Here is a 16693-nt window from a genome sequence, read left to right on the forward strand (position 1 = left end):
GGTGCCTCCTAGTGAGCGTGGCTTGCGCCGCTTTTTAAAATATCAGCTTTAATGACATAACTATTGTCTGTTACGTATTCGCTACCTGCGTTTAAGCCTGTAAGTACTTCTACCCACTCGCTATTTTTTGCACCTAAGGTAACGGGGCGCACTTCAAATACATTATTTTTACGAACAAACACACTGGGTTGACCGTTAAATTCTTGAATTGCTTGTGGCTTTACACGCACGCTGGCATTTATTTTAGCCACACTTACATCGCTATTTATATGCATGCCTGGGCGCCAATGCCCGTCTGGGTTATTAAGCTCTATACGGGCACGCGCTATGTGCCCGCCAGTCATCATTGGAGCTATAAAAAACACTTTGCCTTGCGTATTTAAATGGTGATGTAGGTCGTACACTTTAGCGCTTTGACCAATGGCTAGTTTTTCAATGTTTTCAGGAAAAGCCGATAACTCAACCCATACTTTATCAAGGTTAACTACCTGCATCAGTGCGCTGGTGCTTGCAAGCTCGCCACGCTTTAAGTATTGCTCGGTTACAACACCGCTAATTGGACTTTTAATGGGGTAATTTTGCAGTGTTTCACGGTTGGTTACGCTGGCAAGTACTTCGCCTTTTTTAACGTTTTGACCAATGCTTACAAAAATATCGCTGATCAATCCTGTATACGGCGCCATTACTTCTACCGTGCCGTGCTGCGTTGGTGCAATAACGCCAAAAAGCGTATCGGTAATATCCACTTCACCACTTTGCGCTATCTCGGTTTTAATACCTGCGCGCTCAATAGCTCGCTCTGTTAGCGTGGTTTGCCCTTCGTGTTGATCGTACTCATAGCTAATGCTCTCGCCTTTATAATTAGCAGTAACGGCAAGTGCAAACGAATGCGGTTCGTTAATTGATTGCGTACTCACAAGGTAGTCGCCCTCAGCTGTAAACTGTATATTTTGCGACCCTTCAACTAAACGTTTTAAACTCATTGTTATGTTTAAGTCGTTTATATTAATTGGCTTATTTTGTTTATAGCCGTATACACGTAGCTCAACATTACCTGCAAATTCTTGCAATTTAAGCTCAAGTGTTAATTTATGGTCAGTTAATAAAAAGCCGCCGTGTGGACCTTGCTTTTGCTCGTGTTGTTCTGTTTCTTTATGACCTGACTCGCCATGCTCAGCAGAGGCAAATACATCTGTGCTTACAAAGCTGCTGGCAAACGAAAGTGATACTAGTAATGCGATTATATTTTTATTCATGATTGATGAGTCTCAATTAAAGATTGGCCTGTTAAACGCTCAAGAGTAAGTAGCACTTGGTACAGCTCTGCGTGAGTTGTAATAAGTGTGCGTTTAGAATCAAAAAGTGCTTGTTGAGCATCAAGCAATTGCAACACCGAAATTTGTCCGCGTTGATAACTTTTTAAGCTTTGCTCGATCAATGTTTGTGCCTGAGGAATAATTTGATCAGATAATAGCTTCGCCTGATTAGCTCGACCTTGATAATAAGCGTACAAAGTACGTACTTGCTGGCGTAGTTGGATGCGCAATTGCCCTTGCTGCTCATTTAAAAGCATGAGCTGACTATTTGCAGCTGCAATATTTCCGCTATTTGAATTACTTAATTGCAGTGGCATAGAAAACGAAAACACTAATGAGCTGGAGTCGCTTTGTTGGTTATAGCGCACGCCTCCCCCTACATTAATATCGGTTTGTCCGTTTGCTTTTTGCAGTGTTAAGTTAGCTGTTTGCTGTAAATATTGCTGCTGTAATAATGCAAATTCAGGGGCTTGGTTAACCGCATCTAAAAGTGCTTGCGCTGATTTAAGCGCAGTAATTGCATTAATATTGCCAGCAAAAGTATCGTAGGGTTGCTCCTCACTCCACAGCTCGTTAAGCGATAAACTGGCTCGCTCAAATTCACTATTAAGCATGGCTTTATCAAGCTCTACTTGGCTAAGTGCATAACGCATGCGCGTTACATCGGCTTGCGACGCAGCACCCGCATTAGCTCTTTGTTCAATCGCTTTAAGTGCTTGGGTTACGACCTGTTTACGCTCGTTGTTTAAACTTAATAATGTTTGAAATTTAAGCCCTTGGTAGTATCGCTCAGCAGTGGTTGCCAATAACGCTAAACGGGTATTTTGATACTGTATTGCTTGGGCTTTTATATTGGCGGTTGCGTAATTAATACGGCTTTGGCGCTTATCGCCCAGCTCTATTAATTGGCTAAGCCCAAGCGTTATTTCAGCGCCTTGAATGCCACGCGCCTTGTTTGTACCCAGTAAGTTTTCAGCTTCAACATTCAATACAGGATTAGGCGAAAGAGCAGCTTGAGATTTAAGCGCACTCAATATTTTTTGATGATAAGGGTAGCGTTTTAATACCGGGTTTTGTTGTTCGGTATTACTCAGTGCCTGCTTAAGGGTTAATGTTTTAACATTCGCCAAAGTACTAAAAGCAGATAGCGCGCACATTAGCGCCACCAGCATAATTGGTTTTTTATTCATATAGCGTGTCCGTTTTTTAACAAACAGAGTTAACTTAATCACTACGCCTATTTTAAAAACAAGCGCGATCAAGCAACCTAAATATGTAAATAACTAGCCTAATAGCGCACAAGCGCAGGCAGCTTTTTACAAAGTATTTAAAATTAAATTAAAAACTAACTAAGTGAATTGGGTGGCGGTACATCTGGCGGGTAATTTAACCCGTTATAGCAAGCAGGCGAAGTTGCTTTACTTTGCTCTGGGCTTATTGAATGGCTAGAGGTACTGTTGTAGCCACAATGGCAATGTTGGTGGGCATGAATTTCGGTAGTTGATGTTTTATCGCTTTGGTTATCATCGGCTGTGGAGTCGCCTTGCGATAACGAACTGGTTACGTGATCAACGTCTTCTTGCAAATGATACGCAGCGCCATCACAGCTAATAAAGCTGTGTACAAGCACTAATAATATCACTATTAAAAAACGGTTTGAGCGCATTACCTACCTACAAAATTCAAAAAAGGAGTTCCTCAAGTTACTTGAACATAAAGGGAACAAACAGCATAATAAACCTTCTAGTCACTGGAAGGTCAATATGCAAATTAAACAACTTTCGCAATTAGTAAATTTAAACGAAAAAACAATTCGTTATTACGAGCAAATTGGTCTTACACCACCAGCGCAGCGCGCAAATAATGGTTACAGAATTTACCTTCAAGATGATGTTGAACGACTTGTGTTTATTCGCCGTTGTCGAGACTTACAAATACCGATTGATGATATTAAAGTGATAATTGCTGCACAAAATCAAGGCGATGAGTCATGTATTGAAGTTGACGGTATTATTGAAAAGCAGTTAATAAAAGTACGTGCCGCACAAAAAGAGCTAAAAAAACTCGAACGTTCACTATCAAACTTACTTGATGGCTGTAGTGAGCACAGCATTAATAATTGCAATATAATAAAAAAGCTAAAAAGCTAACTTTTCTGTTCATCAATACAGCATTCGCTTTGCAAAAATGCGAGTACATCATCTAAGCGCTGATACGTCGCTACGCAATATAGTGTTCGACCTTCGCGTCGCTGGCTAATTAGCCCTGCAGATACTAAACCCGATATATGATGCGAGAGTGTTGAGCCTGCCATATTTAGTTCTTCTTGAATACTTCCTACGCTAATACCAGAGTGACCTGCTTTAACTACACGTTTGTATATCGTTAAGCGTGTTGGATGACCTAATTCTTTCAATGCTTTTGCAACGTCTGTAATTTCCATTACAACCTCGTAATTTCTAAGTTATTGGAAATAATATCAAGTTACTGCTTTAAATAAAGCTTTATTAGCTACACCTTTCATTTACTAAAAGTACTTCTGCATTTCTAGAAATAAAGTATTGACGTTTTTATTATGAAGAATATAATTCCATTAAATTCGAAATATAATTTAATGGATTAAGTTATCAATCTGTACTTTGGAGTGTGTAATGAGTAATGAAATGCTAGCAATGGCAAAAGAGGCGTTAGGCATGTTTGTCTTTTTAGCCACAGAATTAACTATTTTATTTATTGTTATTAGTTATTTAGTAGGTGTTTTACAGCTATTTATAACGCCTGAAAAAATCCAATCAATTTTAAGTTCAAAAAATGGTAAGGGTTACGTTGTCGCCGCTTTATTAGGTGCCATAACGCCATTTTGTTCGTGCTCAACTATTCCATTTTTAAAGGGATTACTGATAGCTAGAGCGGGCTTTGGCCCAATGATGGTGTTTTTATTTGGCAGCCCACTACTCAACCCTGTCATCATTGGGTTATTTGTGATTACCTTTGGCTGGCAAGTCGCTTTATTTTACTTTTTAGTGGCTCTGGTGGTATCGGTTATAGCGGGTTATACCCTTGAAAAACTAGGCTTTGAAAGGTACGTAAAGCCAGAAGCTTACAGCATTAAGGCCGTTAGTAGCTGCGCAGAGTCGAGCTGTAGCGAACCTAAGGCATTAGAGCCTAAAAAAACACAGCCAAACCGCTGGATTAAAGTGTGGCGCGCCACCTTTAAAGATTTTAAACAGGTGTTCCCGTACTTAATGCTAGGGGTAGCAATAGGCTCGTTTATTTATGGCTTTATTCCTACCGAGCTAATTGCTAAATATGCGGGCGATGGTATGTGGTACGCCATTCCTATTGCAGCCATTATTGGTATTCCACTTTATATTAGAGCCGAAGCCGTTATTCCGCTAAGTGCCGCATTGGTTAAAAAAGGCATGGCGCTTGGCTCGGTAATGGCATTAATAATTGGCAGCGCGGGCGCAAGCTTAACAGAAGTTATTTTGCTTAAATCTATTTTTAAAAACCAAATGATAGCAGCTTTTTTGTTTGTCATTATTACTATGGCTATTGGTGCAGGCTTTTTATACAAAGCTATTTTTTAAACACTCATTTTTCTAAACTCAGTGGGTGACACGCCCACTGATTTTTTAAACCGTTTTGAAAAATTAAATATATTAGGATACCCCACATAAGCGGCAATATGGGCAACAGGCCAGCGGGTATTTAAAAGCAAGTTTTTGGCCCGTTTAATACGTAAATAAATAAGCTGCTGCATTGGGCTTTTACCAAATTGCGCTTGGCATAACCTATGTAAATGCGGTGCTGAGTAATGCACGTGCTCGCACATGACCTCTATAGTCCAATCAAACTGTAAGCGCTCTTCTACCTCTAAAAACAAGCTGGTTAATCTGTTGTGCCCGCCTATTTGCGGCTCGCTTTGCAACGTAATGTTTAAATAATGACTTAAAATAGGCATAACTCCTTCGCGCAAAGTAGCGTTACTTTCGCTATATAAAAGCTCCATAGCTAAATGTAATGGCGCTAATTGCTGATTAGTTAATACCTTAGCCTGCGCTAAATTTAAATGTTGCCAGCGTTTAGTGTTTGCAAGATTCAGCCAAATTACATCCCACTTCTCGCTTGCTATTTTAACTTCAAAACTTTGCCGTGCAGGCAATATAGCTAAGCTATTTTCAGCCAGTGCATATTCGTTATTTACGGTTTTAAGCGTGCCCTGACCACCCAAAGTATAAAAAAGAGTGTGTTCAAGCGAGTTAGTACGTGCAACACAATAGTCACCCAATAAATTAGAGCAACCTGCCAGCTCTATTTCAAGGTTTGCCATTTGCGAAAGCGTGGTTAAATCAATAAACCGTTCTGTACACTCTGGGCCAATATCGAGTACATCTACAATAGTGTTACGCATAATTTAAAATGATAGTTTTGGATAAATAAAAGAGAGCTTTAAGCATAACCTCAACGCATTATTTTAGCTATATTTAAGCCACTATAATTGCCATACATGCAATAGGACACTAATGAACTCACTACAACACATAATTAATCGCCGCGATTGGGAAAACCCAATTTCAGTACAAGTTAATCAAGTAAAAGCGCACAGCCCACTCAATGGTTTTAAAAGCGTTGAACATGCTCGCACCAATACACAGCCACAAAAACAGTGTTTAAATGGGCAATGGGACTTTAAATTATTTGATAAACCCGAAGCGGTTGATGAGTCATTGCTAAGTGAAACACTAAACAGCAACTGGCAAAGTATTACAGTGCCTTCTAACTGGCAATTACACGGCTTTGATAAACCTATTTACTGTAATGTTAAGTACCCATTTGCAGTTAACCCGCCTTTTGTACCAAGCGATAACCCTACAGGCTGTTACCGCACTGAATTTAATATAAGCGAAAGTCAGCTAACTCAGCGTAATCATATTATTTTTGAAGGCGTTAACTCGGCGTTTCACCTGTGGTGTAACGGACAGTGGGTGGGTTATTCACAAGATAGCCGTTTACCGAGCGAGTTTGATTTAAGCGAACTGTTAGTTGCAGGCACTAACCGTATTGCCGTTATGGTTATTCGTTGGAGCGATGGCAGTTATTTAGAAGATCAGGACATGTGGTGGCTAAGCGGTATTTTTCGCGATGTTAACTTACTTACAAAACCACAAAACCAAATACGTGATGTGTTTATAACCCCCGATTTAGACGCTTGCTATCGCGATGCAACGCTACATATAAAAACGGCGATTAATGCGCCAAATAACTATCAAATAGCAGTGCAAGTTTTTGATGGCGAACAGGCATTATGTGAGCCGCAGATTCAAAATACTAACAATAAACGTGTTGATGAAAAAGGTGGCTGGAGCGATGTTGTATTTCAAACAATTGATATACAAAGCCCTAAAAAATGGACCGCCGAAACCCCGTACTTATACCGCTGCGTTGTAAGTCTGCTTGATGATCAAGGCAATACCATCGACGTTGAAGCTTATAACATTGGCTTTAGAAAAGTAGAAATGCTTAACGGGCAGCTTTGCTTAAACGGCAAACCGCTACTTATTCGCGGTGTTAACCGCCACGAACACCACCCAGAAAACGGCCATACAGTTACTACCGCCGATATGATTGAAGATATTAAGCTGATGAAGCAAAATAACTTTAACGCCGTGCGTACTGCTCACTACCCTAACCATCCACGCTTTTACGAGTTATGTGACGAACTAGGTTTATACGTAGTAGATGAAGCCAACATAGAAACCCACGGCATGTTTCCTATGGGGCGTTTAGCTAGCGATCCGCAGTGGGCTGGTGCATTTATGTCGCGTTATACACAAATGGTTGAGCGCGATAAAAACCACGCCTCAATTATTATTTGGTCACTAGGAAACGAATGCGGACACGGCGCAAATCATGATGCGATGTACGGCTGGTCAAAAAGCTTTGACCCCTCTCGCCCAGTGCAATACGAAGGCGGCGGCGCAAACACAACGGCTACCGACATTATTTGCCCAATGTACGCCCGTGTAGATACCGATATTAAAGACGATGCGGTACCTAAATACTCTATTAAAAAGTGGCTAAGCCTACCAGGTGAAACTCGCCCGCTTATTTTATGTGAATACGCCCATGCAATGGGTAACAGCCTAGGTAGCTTTGACGATTACTGGCAAGCATTTAGAGAATACCCACGCCTACAAGGCGGCTTTATTTGGGATTGGGTAGACCAAGGTTTATCTAAAACAGACGAAAACGGCAAGCATTATTGGGCTTACGGCGGCGACTTTGGTGATGAACTAAATGACCGTCAATTTTGTATAAACGGGTTATTGTTCCCAGACCGCACGCCGCACCCTAGCCTGTTTGAGGCTAAGTACAGCCAGCAACATTTACAATTTACATTGCGTGAGCTAAATCAAAACCAATATACCATTGATGTATTTAGCGATTACGTATTTAGACACACCGATAACGAAAAACTGGTTTGGCAACTAATGCAAAATGGCATCTGTGTTGAGCAAGGCGAGCATGTACTTAATATTGCTCCGCAAAGTACGCACACGTTAACTATTAAAACTAAAACAGCGTTTGAGCAAGGTGAGCAATATTACCTTAATTTAGATGTAGCATTAGTTAACGACTCACACTTTGCAAACGCTAATCACGTTATGGATTCAGAGCAGTTTAAGCTTATAAATAGTAACAATTTAAGCAGTAAGTCATTTGCATCATCATCTGAGCAAAACGCTATAAGTGTTAGCGAAACCGACTCTCAACTAAGTATTGAAAACGATAAGTTTAAACTTATTTTTAGCAAGCAATCAGGGCTTATAGAGCAGTGGTTACAAAACGATACTCAGGTTATTAGTAGTCCACTGGTTGATAACTTTTATCGTGCCCCACTTGATAACGACATTGGTGTAAGCGAAGTAGACAATCTAGACCCCAATGCATGGGAGGCTCGTTGGTTGCGTGCAGGTATAGGGCAATGGCAGCGCACATGCAGCTCAATTCACGCAGTGCAATCAAGCGTTGATGTACGTATTACTTGTGTATTTAATTACGAGTTTAATGGCGTGCTACAGGCTCAAACACAGTGGCTATATACACTAAATAATACCGGCAATATTAGCTTAAATATTGACGTGCACTTAAACGATACTCTGCCACCAATGCCGCGTATAGGGCTAAGCACAACACTTAACAAGCAAAGCGATACAAAAGTAAACTGGCTAGGTTTAGGGCCTTTTGAAAACTACCCAGATCGCAAAGCCGCCGCACGTTTAGGTTATTACAGTTTGTGCTTAAATGAGCTACATACACCGTATATATTCCCAACTGATAATGGCCTGCGTAGCGATTGCCAATTGCTGAGTATTAATAACTTAACCGTAACTGGCGCGTTTTTGTTTGCAGCCAGCGAGTATTCGCAAAGTACGCTAACGCAAGCAAAACACACTAACGAACTAATTGCTGATGATTGCGTACATGTACACATTGATCATCAACATATGGGTGTAGGTGGCGATGATTCGTGGAGCCCAAGTACTCATAAAGAGTATTTACTTGAGCAAAAGCAGTACAGTTATTCTTTAACTTTTTCAGCTAAATAATTTAGTAGTTAACCTACAAAAGTAGCGGCCAAATTAGCCGCTATTTTTCTAATTAAAAAACTCTATTTTTTAGCGAGTTTTTTAGCTAATACGTTATCAAGCGAAAAGCTTCCCGCTCCTTGAATTGCTAAAACTACAGTTACTACAAGTAACGTTAATGCGTATTCATAGCCATTGTTTGCCATAAATAAGCCATTACTAATATGTACGCTAAAAATAGCAATCATCATAGTAAAGCCGGCAACTACAGCAGCTGGGCGAGTTAACAAACCAATTGCTAATGCAATGCCACCAAAAAACTCAGCGCTACCTGCCATCATTGCTAACCAATAGCCAGGCTCTAAACCAATACTCGCCATCCATTGGCCTGTACCTTCAAGCCCGTAACCGCCAAACCAAGCAAATAGTTTTTGTGCACCATGCGCCGCTAAAATAAGGCCAACTGGTACTCGTAAAATTAATGCTGCTACGCCTGCTTTTGAGCTAAGTAATGTGTTTAGTAATTTCATGAGTTTAGTCCTGTTTTAATTTATTTAATCGTTAGATTTTTCCTAACCGTTGAGCACAGTTTACTATCATCATTCAAAAACATTAATACAGACTTTATTGGTTAATTAGCAACGCAGTATTTATAATAAACCATAAAAAAACCGCCAACCTAAAGGTTGACGGTTTTTTATTAACGCTAAAACTTAGTATATTTAAGTAAGCGCTTATCTTTGAAAATTAAGCAACTGCTTGCTCTAAAATTTCGCGGCTTTCTTTAAGCGTAATAGCTTGGTTTTCACCAAGTGCTAGCATGCCGTGTGCTTCAAGTTTGCCAATAATATTGTCAATAGCAGCGGCTTTATCATCGCCATGCTCAGTAAGCTGGGTCGCTACGTCAAGGCTGTGGTAAAACGCTTCGATTGCTAAAATTGTTTTCTCAGCTAAATCGTCAGATTGCTCAAGACCAAATACGTTTTTACCCATTTGCTCTAGTTTTGCTTTTTTAACTGCAAATTGGTTGCGTAGTAAAGAAGGCTGAACAATAGCAAGTGAACGAGCATGATCAACGCCGTAAGCAGCTGTAAGCTCGTGGCCAATCATGTGTGTTGCCCAATCTTGCGATACACCAGAACCAATTAAACCATTAAGTGCTTGGTTAGCTGCCCACATAAGGTTTGCACGCCATGCGTCGTCTTGGTTTTCAAAGTTATCGCCCAGTGTTTTAAGCGTTCTTAAAAGTGCCTCTGCGTAACCTTCTTGAACCAATGCTGTTTCAGGGAATGTTAGGTACTGCTCACAGGTATGTACCCATGCATCTACTAATCCATTCACAAGTTGGCGCTGTGGTAATGTTTTCATTACATCAGGGTCCATAATCGCAAATTTAGGAAGTACTTCTGGTGATGCAAACGGTAGTTTTTGCTTTGTTGCTTCTTTGCTCACAACTGAGTTTTGGTTAGACTCTGAACCCGTTGCAGGCAATGTTAATATTGCACCAATTGGTAATGCGCTAGTAATAGTGTGCTTACCAGTAGGAATGTCCCAACCTTCTCCATCATAAACTGCAGATGCTGCAATGTATTTAACGCCGTCGATTACTGAACCGCCGCCTACACCTAGTACAAAGTCGATACCTTGTTCTTTACAAATTTTTACTGCTTGGTCTAGTACTTCTATAGTTGGGTTAGCGCCTACACCCGAAAATTCAACCCAGTCAAAGCCTTCAAGTGCTGCTGCAACTTGGTCGTACACGCCGTTCTTTTTAATTGAACCGCCGCCGTACACTACAAGTACTTTTTGATCCTTTGCGATCAAATCAGTTAGTGAGGCAATTTGTTCTTGGCCGAACTGGATAAGTGTTGGGTTTACGTAGCTAAATTTCATTATTTTGCTCCTAGGTGACGGTTAAATACTAAATATAATGCTTAGTTACTAACTAAGCTAAACTTCAATGAGTGCATATTAGTGGCAAAATAAACATAAAAAAAGCCCAATAACTCGCAAAAGCTTGCCTAAAACTGTCAAGATTGATATTTTACGCAAAATTCGTACGATAGTAGAAGTTTTAATGTCCTCAATAGCCAACATGATGCAAAAATTTGCAGAGCACAATAATTTACTTAACTTTGAAGGCAACATGGAAACCATTATTCCAGGTGTGTATTTTCATCGTGCAAGTAAAAGCTCGCCGCGCCAGCCACTTATATATAACTCAGGTATTATTATTGTTGGGCAAGGACATAAGATAATTCATTTCCCTGATCATCAAATAAAGTATGGTGAAGGCGACTACCTTGTTTTAGGTGTGCCAGTGCCACTTGAATGCGAAGCTTTTACCGATAACAACCAGCCTGTTATGGGTATTGTTATAGATATAAACCCGGTAATGTTACATAAATTAGTAAACCAAATTGGTACACATAAGCCATTCACCACTGGGCAAATGAGTGGCGTTCAATCGGCTAAAATAGATGGCGCAATGGAGCAAGTAACCCACCGTTTACTTAGCGTGCTTAATAACCCCATTGAGGCTGACGTTTTTGGCGAAGATATAGTAAAAGAATTGGTATATCGTGTACTTTGTGGTCCACAAGGACATACTTTAATAGGGCTTGCTATGCATGATGGGCATTATGCGCGTATCGCCCGTACGCTCTCAACTATGCACAGTAGTTATGCCAATCAAATTACAGTTGAGGGGTTGGCTGAAGATGTAAACATGAGCGTATCGTCGTTCCATCGTGCTTTTAGGCAAGTAACATTTGAGTCACCTTTGCAGTATTTAAAAAAAGTACGCTTAGCTAAAGCTAAAGAGCTTATAACCAGTAGTGGAAGCAAAGCCAACGAAGCTGCATTAAAGGTTGGCTATATCAGCCCATCGCAATTTAGCCGCGAATTTAAACGCCACTTTAATAAAACCCCCAGTGAAATGTTAATTCAACTACATAACTAGGTAATGGCTTTAGATATGTAAGTTAACCGAGCGAGTCAATCTTAAGCACTGCTTTTTTGGTGTTTAGCATAACTTGCTTGGTAAATTGGCGATTAATAAATTGGCTAAAAATAATAGTAAATAACGTTGAGAAAATGGCAGCTGTTGCGTACACCTGCCAAATCATAAAGTTATGTTTTAACATAAACGCAATCACCGCAAAAAATACACATCCACCTAATGAACCAATAATACCGCCATTAAGAATTTTAAACGTTGAGGCTTGTTTGTCACTAAAATGGGCAACACTGCCCATTACCGCCAAAATAACCGGAAAGGTAGATATTAACCCGCTCCATGCAGACCCTATATGCTGCGATATAAACGTAACAAGCACGATAAAGCTCGTCACTAATATCATTTTTACCGGAAGCTCCCAGCGGGCATTTAATGGTTTTGCATCAACTGATATATTTAGCTTTGTAGAGATAATAGTTAAACCGAGTAAAATACAAAGCGAAACCACACTCGCCACAATAATATTCACTGGTAAAAATAAAGTAATAACGCTAAATACACACCAAATACTCAACGCTGTAAAAAGCGATTTAAGCATTCCAAACCTTCGTGATACAACCAAGTAACTAAAACAAAATAAGCCTATACCGCTCATACCATAAAGAGAGGCCACCGCTGAGTTAGCTGCAAATAATTTACCTTGCTCTAATGCTATAAAATAAGAAATAGGCCCAGAGGTAATAGGCAAGCCAGGTATTATGCCGCTAACAAAACTACCAAAGCGTTTTTGGGCGAATGTTATTAGTAAAATAAGCAAAGGTGCAATTATGAGTTTAAGCAGCATAAATAACAATAAAGTATGAGAGTTGAAATTAAGTCTACGTGTCTATACCTACATTGTAGAGTGAATAAAAATCATGTATGTAGCGTAATTTTTTTACCTGTAAATATTAACTAATTTATCAAAACACTGATTAATAGTTATAAAAAAACCACTTATTAAAGTGGTTTTTTAGCTTAACTTAAACAACAGCATTTATACTTTTTTAAATAAAACCTCTGGATTTACCATGGTTTTCATTTCAAGCACATTGCCATTTGGATCTTCAATAAAAAACGTTTCTTGCTCAAACTCATCACCAATAAAACGGCGATATGGTTTATCTAGGTATTCAATACCCGCATCTTCAATACGTGTTTTTAACCCGTTAAATTCATCTTCAGATAAGTGAATCCCAAAGTGAGGTACTGCCACAGCTCCCATGTCTACATCATGGCGAACTGTTGGTAGGCGCTCAACACTTTGGTGCAAGGTAAGTTCATTACCCCAAAAATCTATATCTACCCAGCGACCTTCTTCACTGTTACCCGTTTTACAGCCTAGTACGTCACAATAAAACGCTTTAGCCACTTTTAAATCGCCAGCCGGAATAGCCAGATGCAAACAGTTAGACATAAATAACCCTTGGTTAACACTTTAATACATTAAATTATCGCCATTATACATAACTTGTGATTTATAGAACATTAACAGCGGCACTATTAAGCATATTTAATACCTAAAAGCCGTTTAAAAAATACGCTTTTAAAGTTTGTAATTACTTATAACATTTATTTGTTAGAGAGTATTAGAAAGCGCAAAAGGATTAGTTTAAAATGCGCCGCTATGATTAAATTCTTATTTTTAAAATTCATCACTTTCTTTTTAGGCTTTGTAGCTTGCTTTGCTATGCACACTACTTTTGCATTACCTTTAGTGATTTCTGCTGCGCTAACGGGACTTATTGGCTCGTTTATTCCTTTTCCTGCACATTATAAAAACCATCCGTATGCTGCAATTTATGCTGGTAGCTTTGCAGGTATGTGTTCAACTCATTTAATTACCAGTTACTGGGAAATTGCTATTATTTCGCTTATTGGCTCAAGTTTGTATGTGCTTACTATGAATATGTTTACAGGTTTTGGTGGCAAGCTTGGTAGTGTTGCCTTTGCAAGTGTGGCACTTTTTGTATTAGCCAGAGGAATAGTATTATGAGTATTGAATATCCATTACTTGTACTGCTTGGGGCTTTTTTAACATTTTATTTAGCTAAGCATAGTCGCTTTGACGGGGTTAGAGCGTCGTCTTCACTTTCTATTATTGCTTATTTAATTTTTAGCGCTTTAAATTTGAACCCCGATTTATACGCAATTGTATTTTTTGGCGGTACATTTATAGGTATGAGCGCCCCACATCGATTTGGTATTTATACTGTAGCAAGCTCATCTATTTTGTTTTCAATCTTATTTGAGCATCTTGTACCAAAACTTGACGGCTATGGCGGTGCATTGGGTATTAGTGCATTTTTATCTGTCTGCATTTGCCATACTTGCATTTTATTAGGTGCCCCAAGAAGTAAAAAACCACAATAACTTACTTACGTTTAATGCTACTTGTAGGGTAGCCAAATAGCACTCTACATTTAGCTTTTATTCCCGATGCCTTATAAACACTTTTCAATAAGTGCTCCCACTGATGAAACGTAATAACGACTGGGTTATTGCTATTAAGCTGCCCTATAATGCCGTATTTACAAGGCTTTGATTTATCTTCTTCTACAAAGGTGCCAAATAACTTATCCCAAATAATAAGTACACCTGCAAAGTTTTTATCAAGGTAACCTGTATTTATTGCGTGATGAACTCGGTGATGCGAAGGCGTATTAAATACTTTTTCAAACCAGCCTAACTTACCCATTATTTGAGTATGTACAAAAAATTGATACGCCAAATTTAATGCAACCACGCTAAATACTGTTAGCGGTTCAAATCCAATTAAAATCATAGGTAGCCAAAACATCCACATACCGGCTACGGGGTACATTAAGCTTTGCCTAAATGCGGTGGTGAAATTCATTTTAGTTGAGCTATGGTGCACCACATGTGCAGCCCACAACCAATGAATATGATGCGATGCTTTATGAAACCAATAATACAAAAAATCTTGCAGTAAAAATGCAAATGCAATACTTAATACACTCACTTCAATATCAAACAATCTATAGTCATACAACCAATTTAATAAAGGCATTAACAGCAGTAACGCAATAGCATCTGCGCCTTGGTGTAATAGCGCTAACACTGTATTTGCTAGGCTATCTTTTATGTCGTAATAGCGCTTAAACTTAATAAACTCACAGCAAACAAATATCAAAAATATTGGGCTAAGAGCGAGCAAAATAATTTCTGAGTTCATACTTTACCCGCCAAAAAATAATTATTTAAATTGTTTAACGCTTGGGTTATATCTTTTGTAATAACATATTTAAGTAATGCATTTGGCATCCACCACGGAGCTGAGCAGCTTATGCAATAGTTAAGTTCGGTAACTAAAGTATTGATGTCTTTATTTGCACTGAGGTATATATCGCCTCGATGATTAGCTACTGGTTTATCGCCTACTATTTGGTAACTGATCTGATTTTGATCGGCACTGATTATTTGCTCTGAAAACGTTATTTTACCTATTTTCACTTGCCTAACAGATCCTTTTCCGCCTTCTATTTGCCCTTCGTCTTGTGCTTGTAGCAGCGTAAATTTGGCATTAAAAAATCGATGCAACTGTTGATGATCCAATAGTGTGCTTATTATTTGTTTTGGCTGTGCATTAAGCGTTTGTTTTATTGTTATAAGTATCATTTTTACAGCAAGAGGTTATTAGGCATTCAACTAGCATATAAAAATTTAACGTGGCAAACTTGCTAATACACGACTATTTTTTAGCTTTAGATGACAAATGCACACATTGGCTGATCATTACTTTTCAAGTATTCTTGATTACTTACAAGCGCAAGGCATTAGTACTAAAACGGCTTTGCACGCTATTAGCTTTGACGAATTTAGTAATCAGCGTACCCATCAATTAGCGCCGCGTATTAGTTTAAATAGTTACAATGCCTTATTAGTTTATGGCAAAAAAACACTTAACGATCCTCTTTTTGGTTTTACCCTAGGTCAGCAAATTCGCACTGCTGACTACGGCGTTTTAGGTTACTTAATTGAATCAAGCGATAACTTAAGCAGTGCCATTAAAGCATTGTTAAGCTACGACAGCTTGGTGGCTGATATTGGTAAAGCCAAGTTTGAACTAAATACTGATACAGCAACTATTCGTTGGATTGCTCACCAAAGTTGTAATGAGCATGTTGTTTTACGAAACATGACCGCGTGGGTAAGTGTAATTCGCCAGTTAATAAATTTAACGCTTTCGCCAAGTAGTATTAGTTTCACTTATAATTGGTTGCCATCGCAAAGGCGCGCCCTTGAATCATGGTTTAAATGCCCTGTAAAAAGCAGTGCTGAATATAATCAAATTAGCTTTCCGAGCGATTATTTGACGCTGCCCTTTAAAACCGATAACGCCATTATTAATTCTACTTTTAAGCAATTGTCAGAGCAGCAACTCTCTAACTTTAAAAGCCAGCAGTGTATTGACGATAAAGTTAATCAGTTACTTACAGCTAAAACTACCTTGCAAAACTGCAACCTAATAGGCATAGCTGATGCGCTTAATTTAACACCCCGAACGCTACAACGACGCTTAAAACAACAAGACTTAACCTTTGCTCAGCTACTTGAAAAAGAACGTAAAAAACGTGCAGATACATTAATAGCCAGCATGCCACTTGCTGATTTATCTAATATTTTAGGATTTAAAGATCAAAGCTCTTTTAATCGAGCTTTTTTACGCTGGCATAAATGCTCGCCATTACAATTTATAAAATACAAAACAGCAAGTACAGCCAAGTAAATGCAAATTATTTACGTTATATAAACATAATATATAT

General features: G+C 39.0%; 18 protein-coding genes. 7 read left to right on the forward strand and 11 right to left on the reverse strand.

From position 1 onward, the window contains the following. Nucleotides 1-8 precede the first annotated feature (8 nt). From I6F42_RS14290 to I6F42_RS14300, 3 genes are all read right to left on the reverse strand, one after another. Entirely contained in the window at nucleotides 9-1256 is a 1248-nt protein-coding gene (locus I6F42_RS14290) for an efflux RND transporter periplasmic adaptor subunit (RefSeq protein WP_010554607.1), read from the reverse strand. Continuing rightward, nucleotides 1253-2506, reverse strand: coding sequence for a TolC family protein (locus I6F42_RS14295; RefSeq protein ID WP_010554608.1), 1254 nt, complete (start codon nucleotides 2504-2506; stop codon nucleotides 1253-1255). Before I6F42_RS14295 ends, I6F42_RS14290 begins: the two co-directional genes overlap by 4 nt. Before the next feature lie 155 nt (nucleotides 2507-2661). Then, entirely contained in the window at nucleotides 2662-2982 is a 321-nt protein-coding gene (locus I6F42_RS14300) for a hypothetical protein (RefSeq protein ID WP_007378232.1), read from the reverse strand. A gap of 97 nt (nucleotides 2983-3079) precedes the next feature. On the opposite strand from I6F42_RS14300, the gene I6F42_RS14305 reads away from it, so the two are divergent. Then, nucleotides 3080-3466 carry a MerR family transcriptional regulator gene (locus I6F42_RS14305; RefSeq protein ID WP_010554609.1) on the forward strand — a complete coding sequence of 129 codons (387 nt, stop codon included), beginning with the start codon at nucleotides 3080-3082 and terminating at the stop codon, nucleotides 3464-3466. Here the strand turns inward: I6F42_RS14305 and I6F42_RS14310 are convergent. Next, nucleotides 3463-3759: a helix-turn-helix transcriptional regulator gene (locus tag I6F42_RS14310; RefSeq protein WP_010554610.1), complete on the reverse strand. Its 297-nt coding sequence runs from the start codon at nucleotides 3757-3759 to the stop codon at nucleotides 3463-3465. The two genes, I6F42_RS14305 and I6F42_RS14310, sit on opposite strands and share 4 nt — an antisense overlap. A 208-nt stretch (nucleotides 3760-3967) precedes the next feature. Here I6F42_RS14310 and I6F42_RS14315 point away from each other — a divergent pair, with 208 nt between their 5' ends. Continuing rightward, nucleotides 3968-4906, forward strand: a complete 939-nt coding sequence (locus tag I6F42_RS14315) for a permease (RefSeq protein ID WP_197152577.1) — start codon at nucleotides 3968-3970, stop codon at nucleotides 4904-4906. Here the strand turns inward: I6F42_RS14315 and I6F42_RS14320 are convergent. Next, nucleotides 4903-5730 carry an AraC family transcriptional regulator gene (locus I6F42_RS14320; protein ID WP_010554612.1) on the reverse strand — a complete coding sequence of 276 codons (828 nt, stop codon included), beginning with the start codon at nucleotides 5728-5730 and terminating at the stop codon, nucleotides 4903-4905. The genes I6F42_RS14315 and I6F42_RS14320 overlap by 4 nt on opposite strands. Before the next feature lie 112 nt (nucleotides 5731-5842). Here I6F42_RS14320 and I6F42_RS14325 point away from each other — a divergent pair, with 112 nt between their 5' ends. Then, nucleotides 5843-8929: a beta-galactosidase gene (locus I6F42_RS14325; protein ID WP_197152578.1), complete on the forward strand. Its 3087-nt coding sequence runs from the start codon at nucleotides 5843-5845 to the stop codon at nucleotides 8927-8929. A gap of 62 nt (nucleotides 8930-8991) precedes the next feature. On the opposite strand, the gene I6F42_RS14330 is transcribed toward I6F42_RS14325, so the two are convergent. Together I6F42_RS14330 and I6F42_RS14335 are read right to left on the reverse strand one after the other, a co-directional pair. Next, nucleotides 8992-9438 (reverse strand): DoxX family protein, encoded by a 447-nt coding sequence (locus I6F42_RS14330; RefSeq protein ID WP_101216754.1) that lies wholly within the window; start codon nucleotides 9436-9438, stop codon nucleotides 8992-8994. Nucleotides 9439-9655: 217 nt separating this feature from the next. Beyond that, nucleotides 9656-10801, reverse strand: a complete 1146-nt coding sequence (locus tag I6F42_RS14335) for an iron-containing alcohol dehydrogenase (protein WP_007587207.1) — start codon at nucleotides 10799-10801, stop codon at nucleotides 9656-9658. Nucleotides 10802-10985: 184 nt separating this feature from the next. Between I6F42_RS14335 and I6F42_RS14340 the strand changes: the two genes are divergently transcribed. Further along, complete coding sequence (locus I6F42_RS14340) at nucleotides 10986-11870, forward strand: AraC family transcriptional regulator (protein WP_197152579.1); 885 nt, start codon at nucleotides 10986-10988, stop codon at nucleotides 11868-11870. 22 nt (nucleotides 11871-11892) lie between these two features. Here I6F42_RS14340 and I6F42_RS14345 read toward each other — a convergent pair whose 3' ends face one another. Further along, the gene (locus I6F42_RS14345; RefSeq protein WP_197152580.1) at nucleotides 11893-12711 is read right to left on the reverse strand and encodes a hypothetical protein; all 819 of its coding nucleotides are present in this window, start codon (nucleotides 12709-12711) and stop codon (nucleotides 11893-11895) included. Nucleotides 12712-12903: 192 nt separating this feature from the next. Then, nucleotides 12904-13323 (reverse strand): VOC family protein, encoded by a 420-nt coding sequence (locus I6F42_RS14350; RefSeq protein ID WP_010554617.1) that lies wholly within the window; start codon nucleotides 13321-13323, stop codon nucleotides 12904-12906. Between the two features lie 273 nt (nucleotides 13324-13596). Here I6F42_RS14350 and I6F42_RS14355 point away from each other — a divergent pair, with 273 nt between their 5' ends. Further along, entirely contained in the window at nucleotides 13597-13902 is a 306-nt protein-coding gene (locus tag I6F42_RS14355; protein WP_024605802.1) for a hypothetical protein, read from the forward strand. After that, nucleotides 13899-14279 carry a hypothetical protein gene (locus I6F42_RS14360; RefSeq protein ID WP_121955071.1) on the forward strand — a complete coding sequence of 127 codons (381 nt, stop codon included), beginning with the start codon at nucleotides 13899-13901 and terminating at the stop codon, nucleotides 14277-14279. The genes I6F42_RS14355 and I6F42_RS14360 overlap by 4 nt, the downstream gene beginning before the upstream one ends. A 1-nt stretch (nucleotide 14280) precedes the next feature. Here the strand turns inward: I6F42_RS14360 and I6F42_RS14365 are convergent, their stop codons facing one another. Both I6F42_RS14365 and I6F42_RS14370 read right to left on the reverse strand, forming a co-directional pair. After that, nucleotides 14281-15102 carry a sterol desaturase family protein gene (locus tag I6F42_RS14365; protein ID WP_197152582.1) on the reverse strand — a complete coding sequence of 274 codons (822 nt, stop codon included), beginning with the start codon at nucleotides 15100-15102 and terminating at the stop codon, nucleotides 14281-14283. Beyond that, nucleotides 15099-15545, reverse strand: a complete 447-nt coding sequence (locus tag I6F42_RS14370; RefSeq protein ID WP_121955073.1) for an SRPBCC family protein — start codon at nucleotides 15543-15545, stop codon at nucleotides 15099-15101. Before I6F42_RS14370 ends, I6F42_RS14365 begins: the two co-directional genes overlap by 4 nt. A 97-nt stretch (nucleotides 15546-15642) precedes the next feature. Here I6F42_RS14370 and I6F42_RS14375 point away from each other — a divergent pair, with 97 nt between their 5' ends. After that, nucleotides 15643-16656, forward strand: a complete 1014-nt coding sequence (locus I6F42_RS14375) for an AraC family transcriptional regulator (protein WP_024605807.1) — start codon at nucleotides 15643-15645, stop codon at nucleotides 16654-16656. Nucleotides 16657-16693 lie beyond the last annotated feature (37 nt).

Origin of the sequence: Pseudoalteromonas sp. SWYJZ12 (assembly GCF_015864395.1) — a bacterium.
GTDB classification, from domain to species: domain Bacteria; phylum Pseudomonadota; class Gammaproteobacteria; order Enterobacterales; family Alteromonadaceae; genus Pseudoalteromonas; species Pseudoalteromonas arctica.